This window comes from Aquimarina sp. I32.4 (assembly GCF_002924285.1).
GTDB lineage: Bacteria > Bacteroidota > Bacteroidia > Flavobacteriales > Flavobacteriaceae > Aquimarina.
In genome coordinates, this window is sequence record NZ_PGUB01000108.1 from 1 (window position 1) to 13663 (window position 13663).

The following is a 13663-nucleotide window of genomic DNA, read 5'->3' on the forward strand; positions in this document are numbered from 1 at the left end:
TAAGTGATAGACAGGGATTGCCTCTTGCCCTGTCAGAACCTTTAGCAGGTAATCATAATGATCTCTATGATATTGAGCTTCAATTCGAGGTAGTAACATCAACATTGGAAGACGCTAATATTTCTATAGAGGGGTTATTTCTCAATGCAGATGCAGGATTTGACGCCAAGAACTTTAGAAACTCATGTGATAAAAAGGATATTAATGCAAATGTATGTTTCAATAAACGTAATGGAGACCTAGACAGAGATGAATATTTCGACCAAGAACTTTACAATGAAAGATATGCTATAGAGAGAACCAATGCTTGGATGGATAGCTATAGGTCACTGCTCAATAGGTATGATACTACCGTAACTAGTTGGATAGGTTTCAATTACCTGTCATTCATTGTCATAGCAATTAAAAAATTTTAAAAAAAACTAGAAAAAGTTTAAATCACTTCATATTTAAAATTACTGGGATAAAATATTCTTTTTTCTTTTACCGTAATTTTAAACAAGAATTGAATTGTGTTGATTACGGTTATTATTACAACAAGTTAATTGAAAATCAGTTGTTTTTAAATTGAATCATCTTTAAAAATATGTTCAAAAACGATTCTTTCTTACGAGAAGATACAGGTTTTTTTTCCGTTTTTAAATAAATACCACCAGATTTATCATATTTAACTATAAACGATTGGTGTGGACGTATAAAGTTAGCTTTAAATAATTGACTTTAAAATTCTTTTAGCGTTTTAGATGCCATGTGTTTTTTATTGTTCTTTGAATAAAAAGTGGTATAACCTTTATCTGTTTCACAATATAATAGTTCGTTTAAATCTATAACCTGAAAACTGTCTTGTAGTGAGAGTATTATTTTAGAATTTTGATGTTTCCAAGTTTTTTTAACCGAATTAATTTGTTGTTTTTGTGTTGTAATGGACTTATTCTTAATTTTTTCTAAAGCTATTTCGAGTTCTTCTAAGTTTACTGGTTTTAAAATATAATATACAGCTCCCATTTTCAAAGCTTGTAGCGCATACTCCTCATAAGCCGTTATAAAAATGATTTTTAAATTTTAATCTCCCGTTTGGTTTAAAAAATCGAACGCAGTTCTATCAGTAAGGTTAATATCTAAAAAAAACTAATTCTGGTTTGCAGGTTTTGGTAATGATAACAGCTTCTTTTACAGACTCACATTCCCTAATTACTTCTATATCGGTTTCTATTAATTCTAATAAATTTAATAATCCTTTTCTAATCTTTGTCTTCTGCTATAATTGATTTCATAAAATATCTTTTGTATAAGGAATAGTCAAAGTTACAATAGTTCCTTGCTCGTTATATGCAGCTCTATCTTCAATCTTTATACCGCCATTGCTCTTAAAATGTTTTGACAATATATTTAATCGTTCTGTGGTTATGGTTGTTGCCAAAGATTTTTTAGTATTATTTTTAGCTGTTTTTTTAGTGTTAATACCCACACCATTATCCGCTATGGTACAAATTAATGTTTTATCGATATACTTAATTCGAATGTCTATTTTTCTATTGCCTTTTTTGTCTTCAAAACCGTGTTCTATTGAATTTTCTATAAAAGGTTGAATAAGCATAGGCGGGATTTGAAATTGAGAAGTATCAACGGTGTTATCCACTATAATATTATATTGGTATGCTAAATTAGCTTCTAAGTTTTGAAGCTCTAAATATTTCTTTACCCCAATTAACTCTTGTTCTAACGGTACGATTTTATCTCTAGAATTTTCTAATATAATACGTAACAGTCTTGAAAATTTTGTTAAGTAAAGTACCGATTTTTTATTCTCGTTATTCAAAATCATACCTTGCAACACCGATAACGCATTAAATATAAAATGAGGAGTCATCTGTGTGCGTAATAACTTTTGTTCTATGATAATGTTTTTTGTTTTAGACTTAATATTCCTTAATTTTTGATAGAAAATAACAGCACCTAATACAATAGAAATCAGTAAGACTCCAATAATAGCAAATAAATAATGCTGTTGCGATTTTTTTAAATTTTGTGAAGTGGTGAGTACTGTTTTGGTAAGTTTTAATTCTCTTATACTTGCAGAGTCCAAAACTTGTTTGTACTTGTATTCATATTCAAGTGCAGTGATTTTTTCAATCTTTTCTTTGTTAAAAAGGCTGTCGCTTAGGAGTTTTAATTTCTCGTGACTGTCTAATGCCTTTTCATATTCTTTGGTGTTTTTATATATGATGTAGAGTAACTCAGCTGCCTTTTTTTGTATTTCCAATAGCTCTAATTTTTCTGCAATGTATTTCCCTTCATTAACATAAGAGCGTGCTTTTTGATACTGTTCTTCTTGTAAATACGTTTTGGAAATCCCTATGAGACTAACAGATAAGGAACGTTGGATATTTATTCTTTGACTAATATCTCTAGCTTTTATAAAACTTTTACGGGCAATTAAAGGTCTATTAAGTAGTAAATTAACTTCTCCTATATTTATAAAACATATAGAAACCTGTTTTAGATCGTTAATTTCCTGATTTATTTCTAGAACAATAAGATAGTGTTTTAATGCTTTTTGATACTCTTTTTTGTGCATATAAATATTGCCAATATTATTGCTATTACTGGCTACAAGGCTTTTATTTTCTTTTTGTAATGCAAAGGCCAAAGATTCTTTATGATATTCAAGAGCTTTATTGTATTTCTTTAAGGATTTATAAATTTCTCCCAAATTATTAAGCAGTAATGCTGCACTTAAAGTATCGTTAGTTTTTTTTCTATACTCCAAGCTCTTATTGAAACTTTCTATAGCCAATGGGAAGTTTCCTTGTCTGCTATAAATAGAGCCTAAGTTAGCGTTTACAAAATAAATACCATCTTCGTCGTTAATTATCTTACTCTGTGTCAGGGCTTTTTTATAGTTTGAAATAGCATCATTATATCTTCCTAGTTCAGTGTATACGTTTCCAGAATTTATTAAGCAAGTAACAAGTTCTTTTTTGTTGTCCAATATTTTGTAAATTTTGGCTGCTTTTTTATAATTATTTAATGCTTCATCGTATTGGGATAAATTATAGTTAGTTATGCCAAAGGCTGTATAGATATTTGCAATTCCACGTTGGTCTTGTATCGATTTATAGTGCGCTAGCGAGTTTTTAAAAAAGTTTAAGCTTTTTGTGTGATTAGATTTTCTGCTTTCAAGTATTCCTTTTAAATACAATACTTTAGCCTTTCCTCTTGTGTAATTTAAAGTATTGCTTAGATGCTCTGCTTTAACTAGATATGATTTAGTCAATCCCAAATCTTTTTGAAAGTTGGAAAACGCTAATTCATATAATAGAATTGCTTTGGTTGTATCGTTTGTTTTGTGATTTTCTAATACTATTTTGAGGCTATCTGTTTTTGAATTTTGAGAAGATAATATTGATGTGAACATCATGAAAAACAACAATATTGTAATAGGAAAACGCATAATATTCATATATAGAGTATGTTAAGCTACGTAACAAGGTAATTCTATTAATTTTGCAAACATATAAGTATTGAGTACGAATTAATATACCATAAACAGCAAACACTATTTGAAGCGTTCCTGATTTACTGAAATCATGGTAATTGAATTAATCACTTAACAAAAATAGTGTTTTACATTTGAAAATAAATAGTGAATAGTTATACTCCATCTCTTATTTCATAAGCGTTGGAAATGAGTAAATATACGTGTTTGAAACTCGAAATAAAAAAATGGCTTTATACATCAATACTATTTTGTTATGAATGATTGAGCATTTTAGCTGATGGTAAACACCCGATTACATACTTAAGCTCCTCTCATCAATAGACTATGCATGGATATTTTATGCTATAGGTTCGGGATGACTCTGAAAAAATTAAATAATTAGAATTGTTATCGAAATTAAATTACTGTTCTTTTATTTTTTTCATTAGATAAAAGTAAAAAGCTTTCAAGAAACGTCATAATAAAACTAGATATTCCACTTTTCTAAACTCATCATAATACCTTTATAATCTTTTACAATAGACAACACAATATATGTGATTAACACGTAGTTATGCTAGATGATATTGTATAATATCATGACCAACTTAAAAAACACAAAATATCGATCATGTTATCATCCAGAGATATAAAAATATGTATTTATATTATTATATCATTTATGCAGTATGCATACACTCAAGGCAATCCAAATAAGTTAGTAGAAAATGCAAAAGATTCTTTAATAAGTAATCCCAATTATTCATACAATATCCTTTCTAAGTTATCCAAAAGGAAAAAAGTCCAGGATTCTATACGTCTAAAAGTTGATATTACTATAGGAGAATATTTTAACTCTATTGGAGTTCCTGATTCTGCTGAATATTATGCAAAAAAAGCACTATTGCGAATAAAACTAAAAAGTCAAATAGGTAGCGATGCTCTCAAAGAGACTATCAATCTCCAAAAAAAAACAGCAACTATTTACCGTATTATTGGATCAGGATATCGAATAAACGGTAAAATTGATGAAGCGATAGAGATACTTTTTAAGAGCCTAGAGATTTCTGAAAAGATACATTACAAAGAAATGATCTCCAAAGTAAAATCAGATTTAGGAATTCTCTATGGAAATAAAAATGAATTCGATAAGGCAATACATTTTTTTAAAGAAAGTATAGATCATGCATATAATGATCAGGCTATTTATGCTAACTATGTAAACATTGGGAATATTTATTTCTTCAAAAAAGATTTTGACAATGCAGAGAAATACTTTATTCAAGCTTTTGAATTAATGCCTCTTGAAAAAGACCCTAAAGTATCCGCTACTATCGCTTTAAATATAGGCTCTATTTTATTTGAGAATAAAAAATATACTAAAGCTATTGATTATTATGAGAAAAGTAAGAACATAGCAGACATCTATGGTTTTAAGGATAAAGGTTTAAATGCGTTAGTACACAAAGCTTTAGCTCTAGATGCTTTAGGTAATTCTAGTAAAGTTATTAATACACTTAATAAAACTTTGTCAGAGGCAAAGAAAATAAGAAATTTGGCTGTGCAAAAAAATATCTATGAGAATTTAACAAGTATTTATACTAATATTGGAGATCATAAATTAGCCAATAGTTCGCTTATTGAGTTTTATAAACTCAAAGACTCCATCAGTAATACAAAACAGCGTAAAGAAATTACTGAATTGGAGGTTAAATATGAAACCACCAAAAAAGAGAAAGAAATTCTAGCATTAAAAGAAAATCAATTAATTAAGGATAATGAAATTAGTAGACAACGACTACTAAAAAAAGCATTTATTATCGGATTTTTGATTATTTTAATTCCTATATCAGCCTTATTGATTGTGTATTACCAAAAACTTAAAGTAAAAAACCAGTACAATCTTCAAAAAGAAGAAATTCATAAGCAAAAAATTAATTCTGTACTCAAAGAACAAGAATTAAAATTAGCAAATACGTATACTTTTGCACAAAATAAAGAGCGTAATCGTATCGCAAGTGAATTGCATGACTCCGTAGGAGGTAACCTTGCAGCAATCAAATTACAAATGGCAGGGAGGCAAGAAGAAATACATAAAGAAAAAGATACTATACTAGATCAGTTAGATAATGTATATGAACAGGTTCGGCAAATATCACACAACCTTACTCCTAAAAAACTTTGTAACTCATCTTTTACTCAATATATCAGTGATTATATCGATACCATTGAAAATGTAACGGAACCCGAAATTACATTTATCCCTCATCCTGTTGATAAAATTGATAAGCTTGATGAAAAATATAAACCTGAAATTTTCAAAATCATTCAGGAATTACTCACCAATGCATTAAAATATGCCAATGCAAAACATATAGAAATCTGTTTTAATGTTTATGAAAATGATTTAGAAGTTATTTTTGAAGATGATGGGATAGGTTTTATTGCAAATACAGAAACTTCGGGCATCGGATTACAAAATATAAAAAACCGCTTAACTAATATGTACGGTGAAATACACATCGATTCTGTTATCAACAGAGGTACCGCTATTCGAATAAAAATACCTACTTATAATGAAATCCCACAACAAATATAAATTACTTATTGTAGATGACCATAAAATGTTTCTTGATGGATTATCAAGTATGCTAGCTCATGAATCTGAATATGAGGTTTTATTTACCTCTTATAATGGTCTTGAAGCCAAAAAGTATCTTGATATTAATACGCAAGAAAAAATTGATTTAGCCATATTAGATATCAATATGCCCGAAATTGATGGTATAGAACTTAATCGATATATAAAGAAAAAACACCCTCATATCAAAACCCTGATGGTAAGTATGCTTACCGATCCTGAAAAAATATATGAACTTACTCATGACGGGGTAGATGGATATGTCCCTAAAAATGCTAAAAAAGCTGAGTTGTTTCTTGCTATTGAAACTATTTTGAAAGGTGAAAATTACTTTTCAGAAAGTATAAAGCAAGCATATACAGAAAGCATATTTAATCAAAAGAAAGAGAATATTATCAAACTAACCAAACGAGAAAAAGAAATCTTAAAACTGATCGCTCAGGAATATACAACACAGGAAATTGCAGATCAGCTTTTTTTGAGCAAATATACTATCGAAGGTTATAGAACCAGTCTGATCTCTAAACTGAAAGTAAAGAATGTAGTGGGACTAGCAAAATATGCCATAAAATTGGGGTTGGTGGAGTGAGATGAGTTGAGATTGTAATATTTATTGAATTTCTAAATCAATTATTCTAAGGATAAATATTTACGTTTTATTAATATAAGTAATGAAATAATACCCAGTAAATGATGAAAAGGGAAATATATTGAAACAAATATAGCTGTAACAATAGAACCAAAAATATCATCATTTTGCGTTATAGATTCGTATCCCCTATTGAATGGTAGAAAAGTGATAAATATTAATATCCATATTAACCAAGAATAGAAAAAGAAATATAAAATTCTATATTTTTTAGGGTTTAACAATTTTAAAATAATATATCCTAAAGTATATACCGTAATAAATAACATTATTACAAAGACTAAGAATAAAGTATTGAAACTTGGTATTATGCTATAATAAATCATCAATTTCATTTCTTGTAATTAGACCTTCTCTTTTAGTAGTATGAATAACTCGACCATTATAAAAAATTTTTCTTTCTCCATGTCTGTAATCTTGTTCTTCATTTGTTGTGATTGAACCTTTAATATTAGGATTTGCCCTTTCTGTATGTCCTATAACTATAGCTTCAGTCTTTCCATTAGAATAAAGTAATTCAGATAACTCTTCACACATATTATCATGCAGATATAAATTACCTGCCGTTAAGCAACCATGAATTTCTATTATACATTTATTATTGCATTTTTTAAAATTTATTTCATCTATTTTTCTGCTATCTTCGTGTAAGTTACTTCCTCTCCAAAACCTAGTAACACTCCCAAGATATAATGAAGCATTCAAATTATTACTCTCAACACTCTCTTTACTGATTGTTTCATAAATACTTGCGCCTTTTATAAGGTATAAAGCAAACATATCTCCATGAGAAAAGAAATCTATAGATTTAATTGAATTATCTTCTTGCGAATCAATTTTTTCAACTATTTGTTTTCCTGAACCTACAGATTCTCTACTTGATAAATCATCTATATAATTTCTTCTATAATCATTATAAACATTTAACGAGGCAAAGTGAAAAGCACTATTATCAGCAAGACTTCTTGCTCCTCCATGAAATAATAGTCTAACAAAAGTAGATTGTAATTCTTCAGTTTCATTAACTGCAGTGGTTGTATAATCCACATTTGTTACAACATCATTAAAACTATTTTGTATTCTGTTTTGACGATGAGAAATTTTTTCGGTAATATTATATTGATTTGTTGCTTTCATGGTTTTTTGTTTAAAAAGTCCTTTATCTCCTAAATACAAAATGTGTTTTATTTTTTTCTTTTTTAGGAAAATGTTTTATAAAACTTGCAATTGTAATTCTGTATGTGATACTACAAATTTGTCACTACTAGAACATAACAGGTATTTTGGAGTAGCATTATTGGTAATAAATTTTTCTGACATTTTTTATTGTTTTAATAGATTTTAGTACGTTAGAATAATTACTCTAAACTGGTATTCTCATATATCAAACTTCTATCTTCTCTCATAATATCCCATTGCCATTTAAAAAATGAGTACATATTGTTTATATTTGGATTTGGAAGCCCTACACTATTCGGGTTTGGGTCATATTGATTGAAATAATCCATATGATTATCTGTAAAACCTTGATAAAAAGTAAATGGACTTACATATTTTTCTTCAAAAGTATGAGGTAATGAGAGCGAATGTCCCAATTCGTGTATCATATTAGAATCATCTAGCAATCCAAAAGGGAAGAGTACTATAGAATTTCCCCAACCAGGAATTTCTTTATCAGGATGGTCGGCATAGGCCATACCCCTTAATTCTTCTCCTGTATGAGGATGTAAAGGTTTAAAAGGAGTACGAAATATATACGTTTTCTTGGATGCATTACTATTTATAGGATTTAGAACCTCGTTATATAGACTAAATAAATAAAGTAAATCATCTTCAAATTTTAAAAGAGCATTTGAATCTGCATTGCTTAATGTAGGGGTATTGATATACATCTCTGTAAAATCTCGCACTACTGGGGCTGTTAATGGTAACAAGCTAATATCAAAAGAAATAGTATCAACAACTACGGGTTTAATCATTGCCTGTGTAAAAGATAGTTTTAACAAAGGATAGTAAAAAGAAGTATTATAACTTGTTGGATTTCCTGCTATACTTACATCAACCACTACAATTTCAAAGCTGGGAATAGTACTATTTTTATATACCATTAATTTTCCCACCTCTTCTTTTTCCCCCTTTAGTTCTGCAAAAATCTTTATTTCCTGATGATCTTCTAATACACCTCCTTCACATTTTACAGTAATCACTTTTTCTGCTAGATAATAGTCTTTGGTGGTATTCTCCCAATTTTTCGTTTGTTTATCTAGCAAGAGATCATTTAACGGAATTTTTTCAGGAGTGACTATTAAGTTCTCGTTATCACATTCAAAGATAATTTCTGTTTCATCTGATTGTAATGGTTCAATTTCTTCAATTTCTATATTTAATTGAACTTGATTTACATAACCTTCTTCAGTGTCAGGAAAGATTGACAACCATGCTGGGTAATAATCTATTCCATAAGGAGATATAGGACTTACAACATCTTTTGTCTTATATTCATTTTTTAAATCATCAGGGTTTTTACATACTGGCAAGGGAACATTATCTAAATCATTAGTATTATTATGATCTATTGTTTCAATAGGATATATATATTCATCTCGTAGCCAATCAAATCCATACTCTCCTTTATAATCTTCTGGTCTTCTTACATTAACCAAAAACTTTTTTAACACAGCATTTTCTGAATCTGGTAAATCTGTAGGAACATCTATTTGTGCTGTATCTTCAATAGCTATATCAACTCCTCCTGTAGCACATTTTATGGTAGAGTCTTCTACTAGCATCAACTCACCATCAATTTCTACATCACTTGCCAATCCTTGCCATTGTGTGGGTGAAATTACACTAGCACAGGGTGGTTTGTTTTTACGCCATTTATTGCAAACGCCTCCAAAAACGAGATTAGATTTATTTCTATCCCCATTGGTTGCCCATGGTACATCTTGCAATTGTACTTCTGTATGTGATACTACAAGTGTACCACTGCTTGAGCATAGTGGGCATTTTAAAGTAGCGCCATTGATTACAAATTTCCCAGGCATAACTTATATTTGTTTGATTCTAAAACTACTTTGATATTCTTCTCTCCCGTACTTTTCCAGAACTGTTATTTCTGCTTTTTCAATCCACGAATTTTCTTTTTCACAAAAATCATACATTGCGTCTATAGTAAGGTATTCTTTTTCTTGGGGATAACTAGCACTAAGCGTTAGTTGTATCTTTTCTGTATCTTTAATGGGTTGTAATAACACTTCTTCATCTACCATAACCTTACCATATTTGGTGATCAAAGGCTGTGTGAGTAAAATACTATGATCTGTACTATATTGATGACACAGGGATTTTAAGACTCCTCCTAAATGTTGATATTCTAAGAGATAATCAATGCTATCGGTCTCTGAATGTATTAGATACTCTGTTTTATGAATATAGCGTTGTACTTGTTCGCCTTTATAATGTTGTTGTATATATTCTTTTTGCTCCTTCCATTTATCCTGTAACTCTTCTAGATTATCTATACCAACGATGACACCCTTATAGGATATTCTAAGCTGAATTTTGTCGTATATGGATGTAACCCTCTTTAAGATATCTTTCATCGCATATGAGCCGTCAGAAAAATTCAGTTCATGATTTTCTATGTTTATAGTAACCAGTCTAACGTAAGGTTGATCTTCATCAAAAAGCATTTCTATACACAATTTTCTTGTTGAAGAACATGTTATTTTTTTTGAATAATTGATAGGGTATATACTTTCTTGAGAATATGTAAATATGCCCTCTTTTGGCATGTATAGCTGTCGTTCTTCTGTTCTAAATCTAAATGCGTTCTGTATCATTATAACTACTATTAATTAAACAATTTGTTTTGTACATCTTACAATTATCCCTTACTAATTTTTACATTCCCTCCCCCTTGAAAAGATGCTGTAGCACCACAGGCAATTTTTATATTTTGTTTACTTTGTATTTCAGCATTACCACTATTTTGAATTAACTCTCTTCCAACAGAAGTATTCATTTTATTTTCTACCGTATTGGTATGATTTTGTGATGAGGTATCAAAATTGTTTTCTGTATAAATGGTTGTATTTCGTCCTATATTAAAAACAGCATCTTCTTTTACATTCATTTTGAAATTCTTGGCATTTAGCGTCATATTCTCTAATGCAGTAATGGTAATATTGTTATTAGCTGTGTCGATAGTAATGATATTAGCATTTTTATCTGTAATGGTAATAAACTCTGACCCTTTTGCATCGTTTAATTCTATAGTATGCCCACTACGAGTTCGTATCGCTTTGATATCATTTTTATTGGTTTTCCAACCAGATGGATTTGCTACTCCATTATATAATGATCCTAAAACATATGGTTTTTCTGCATTACCCCCTTCAAACCCTATCAAAACTTCTTCTCCTATTTCAGGAATAAAATGAAATCCTTTTTCCGTTCCTGCATGAGGAGATACTATTCGTAACCATGGGGTTCTCTCACCTAATGGCTCTTGCCAAAAAAACTGTACTTTGATACGACTTAATCCTTTTGGGTCTGCATTTTCTACAACTTTGGCTACTTGGGTTTCACTCTTAGGAAATGCCATAAGGTTAGTGTTGGGATAGATATCAGAATCTGAGGCAACTCCTTCAAATTCATTACGATACTTTCCATTTTCATTTACTACATGAGAAATTTTGGTTATCCTAAAAGAACCATACCCTATTTCATCATCTTCTATGCTAATCACACTTCCTAGTTTTACACCAGGGTTATCACTCTTTCCTTTTATGATAACCTGATTAAGTTCTGTTGCTTTTTTTTGTTGCTCGATAAGCTGATCAAATCTTTGTTTTAATTGAGGGTCATCATATGAGCTAACATAAACTCTTGTTTTTTTTGCAAATAGGGATTCACTTTTTTGGGTCGTAAAGTGATTAAGTCCATTAAGCCCCGTATGGATATCTGCACTATGTTTTTCGTGCTTTTCATCCAATAGATAGTCTGTAGTACAATAAATATATGTATTGGGTTTAGGTGCCAGGTTCAAAGAAAATTCCTGAAGATCAAATCTATATCGTAACTTTATTTTTTTCTGATCTGGATTTCCGAAAACAAGTTTTTTACCATCATAATAAAACCACTCGTTATATTGGGCTGCTAATCGACTGGCATAGGCAAAGGCACTTTCATTATGTTGTACACAATAGTGTAGAGGAGAGTTATTTCTAGGAGTAATATCCATTGCTAACTTAGACCTATCATACCCTATAAAAACATCTTGTAAAATATCAGATAATGAACTATCTGTATAGGATGCATAATGAGAACCATCGTCTGTTATTATACAAGCCCCTTCTCCAGAAATAGTAATTATATCTCCTTGAGATTGATGAAACCCTTTGGCTATATTCACAGAGGTTACAACTCCTTTAAACTCTAATTCTTTGTATTCTTCAGTAAAACCAACAGAAGATACTTGAATTATAAAGATTTCATTTAAAAAACTTTTTGATTCTATTGCTATTTCTGATCTGGGGTTTTCTATAGCATCTACTCTACAGATTAGTTCAAAATGATGATGATCATCTATTTTTTGATTTAAAGTAAATTTTTTGAAACAAGTTATTGCCGTTTCCCCTATGTATATTTCTAGTTTTGATTGTAAAGCCATTTTGATTTGTGATTTAAAAAATTATTTAAAAAAGAGAGGTCTTATTTTATGTAATAAAACAAGACCTTGTTCCTGTTTAAAACTGTATTTATATACTATACTGTAATCTCTATAAAATTTAAGATTGTATATTGATAATTATTTTACCTTGGATACAGTTGTACTAGTTCTTACTCTATTGTTTCCCCCAACGAATAATAACTGTTTTAAATAAAAGATGGAACCATCACAAAACATGAAACTAACAATACTTTTTATATGATTCTATATCAAATTTAGAAAACTTTTAATAGAAATAAACCCCTGTTTCCCACCGAAACATCACCCTTGATTTCCACTAAAAAGATTGATTTCTAATTTTGTTTAATTACTTCTTTTTATTCAAATGTAGATTAGAACGATGAGAAAAGGGTACCAGATTATAATTTGGAACATGAAGTTTAAAAATAACGCATTACAATACTCTTAATCCTTAGGGCAGGTATAATTGTATCTTTAAGCCTATTTTTTATCATTAAATTATTAAAAAAAAGGAATCTCAAAAAATAAAAAACATCCCTGTTGCTTTCAAATCTTGAATAAAAAATTTTGAACTTTGAGGGTATGGAGGACAATACCTATAGGTTTTTTATACTTCTATAAAAATTCTTTTACTTTATTACTTACTCCTACTTTGTCATCTTAGAAAAAAGGAGCAAAACGTTTTGTGAATGATAGTAAACACACTATTTTGCTCCTTCAAAATAAATGTTTCACAAATTAAACAAAAGCGTGCTATAATAGATAGTATCCGCCAAAAAAAATGATTCCAAAACCCCTGAATTTTTGGAATCTGTCCGCTCTAGTTTTACTTCCTTCTTTTCAGATTTTAGTACGCACTTTAAGATTGTCAAGTTTTCTTATAGGCAACACGCCTTTGATTACTTTCAATCGCTTTTCAAACTAGAAAAGAAGACTGTAAACTGCCAGAATATAGCAGATCACTTGTCTTGTTTGGATCAACAAAGCATTAATCATTTTATCAATAGCGATTGTTGGTCGTTTAGAAATTTAATGGACCAAGTAGCCTTAGAATCTTCAAAGATGTTTGTTAATAATAAACAACCTACTGGTTTACTGATAGATGAGGTAGGTTTTCGTAAAAAAGGAAAAATGTCAGCTTGTGTTTCCAGACAATATTTAGGCTGTATTGGTAAGACTGATAATGGGCAAGTG

The 13663-nt window shown here is 29.7% G+C and carries 10 protein-coding genes; 4 read left to right on the forward strand and 6 right to left on the reverse strand.

The features are described from left to right. Window positions 1–416 (forward strand): transposase (locus tag CVD18_RS18410; RefSeq protein ID WP_146052848.1); only part of this gene is annotated, 416 nt, incomplete at its 5' end. Window positions 417–720: 304 nt separating this feature from the next. Here the strand turns inward: CVD18_RS18410 and CVD18_RS23240 are convergent. Continuing rightward, on the reverse strand, window positions 721–1005 hold the full coding sequence (locus CVD18_RS23240; protein ID WP_233194588.1) for a LytTR family DNA-binding domain-containing protein: 285 nt from the start codon (window positions 1003–1005) through the stop codon (window positions 721–723). A gap of 265 nt (window positions 1006–1270) precedes the next feature. Next, window positions 1271–3463 carry a tetratricopeptide repeat protein gene (locus CVD18_RS18420; RefSeq protein ID WP_103866985.1) on the reverse strand — a complete coding sequence of 731 codons (2193 nt, stop codon included), beginning with the start codon at window positions 3461–3463 and terminating at the stop codon, window positions 1271–1273. A 649-nt stretch (window positions 3464–4112) separates the two neighbouring features. On the opposite strand from CVD18_RS18420, the gene CVD18_RS18425 reads away from it, so the two are divergent. Then, a complete protein-coding gene (locus CVD18_RS18425) occupies window positions 4113–6080 on the forward strand; it encodes a sensor histidine kinase (protein WP_103866986.1) in 1968 nt (655 codons plus the stop codon). Continuing rightward, complete coding sequence (locus CVD18_RS18430) at window positions 6058–6711, forward strand: response regulator transcription factor (RefSeq protein ID WP_103866987.1); 654 nt, start codon at window positions 6058–6060, stop codon at window positions 6709–6711. Before CVD18_RS18425 ends, CVD18_RS18430 begins: the two co-directional genes overlap by 23 nt. Before the next feature lie 372 nt (window positions 6712–7083). On the opposite strand, the gene CVD18_RS18435 is transcribed toward CVD18_RS18430, so the two are convergent. The 4 genes from CVD18_RS18435 to CVD18_RS18450 form a co-directional block, all read right to left on the reverse strand. After that, the gene (locus CVD18_RS18435) at window positions 7084–7908 is read right to left on the reverse strand and encodes a hypothetical protein (protein WP_103866988.1); all 825 of its coding nucleotides are present in this window, start codon (window positions 7906–7908) and stop codon (window positions 7084–7086) included. 221 nt (window positions 7909–8129) lie between these two features. After that, the gene (locus CVD18_RS18440; RefSeq protein WP_103866989.1) at window positions 8130–9818 is read right to left on the reverse strand and encodes a DUF4280 domain-containing protein; all 1689 of its coding nucleotides are present in this window, start codon (window positions 9816–9818) and stop codon (window positions 8130–8132) included. Between the two features lie 3 nt (window positions 9819–9821). Beyond that, the gene (locus tag CVD18_RS18445) at window positions 9822–10616 is read right to left on the reverse strand and encodes a hypothetical protein (RefSeq protein WP_103866990.1); all 795 of its coding nucleotides are present in this window, start codon (window positions 10614–10616) and stop codon (window positions 9822–9824) included. Window positions 10617–10660: 44 nt separating this feature from the next. Continuing rightward, window positions 10661–12448, reverse strand: coding sequence for a type VI secretion system Vgr family protein (locus CVD18_RS18450; RefSeq protein WP_103866991.1), 1788 nt, complete (start codon window positions 12446–12448; stop codon window positions 10661–10663). Between the two features lie 825 nt (window positions 12449–13273). Between CVD18_RS18450 and CVD18_RS23410 the strand changes: the two genes are divergently transcribed. Further along, the coding region (locus CVD18_RS23410; protein ID WP_146052849.1) for a transposase at window positions 13274–13663 on the forward strand (390 nt) is incomplete at its 3' end.

Excerpts from the sequence above, each read along its gene's own strand:
- CVD18_RS23240 (WP_233194588.1), bottom strand. The coding sequence starts at position 1,005 with ATGGGAGCTGTATATTATATTTTAAAACCAGTAAACTTAGAAGAACTC.
- CVD18_RS18420 (WP_103866985.1), bottom strand. The coding sequence starts at position 3,463 with ATGAATATTATGCGTTTTCCTATTACAATATTGTTGTTTTTCATGATG.
- CVD18_RS18425 (WP_103866986.1), top strand. The coding sequence starts at position 4,113 with ATGTTATCATCCAGAGATATAAAAATATGTATTTATATTATTATATCA.
- CVD18_RS18430 (WP_103866987.1), top strand. The coding sequence starts at position 6,058 with ATGAAATCCCACAACAAATATAAATTACTTATTGTAGATGACCATAAA.
- CVD18_RS18435 (WP_103866988.1), bottom strand. The coding sequence starts at position 7,908 with ATGAAAGCAACAAATCAATATAATATTACCGAAAAAATTTCTCATCGT.
- CVD18_RS18440 (WP_103866989.1), bottom strand. The coding sequence starts at position 9,818 with ATGCCTGGGAAATTTGTAATCAATGGCGCTACTTTAAAATGCCCACTA.
- CVD18_RS18445 (WP_103866990.1), bottom strand. The coding sequence starts at position 10,616 with ATGATACAGAACGCATTTAGATTTAGAACAGAAGAACGACAGCTATAC.
- CVD18_RS18450 (WP_103866991.1), bottom strand. The coding sequence starts at position 12,448 with ATGGCTTTACAATCAAAACTAGAAATATACATAGGGGAAACGGCAATA.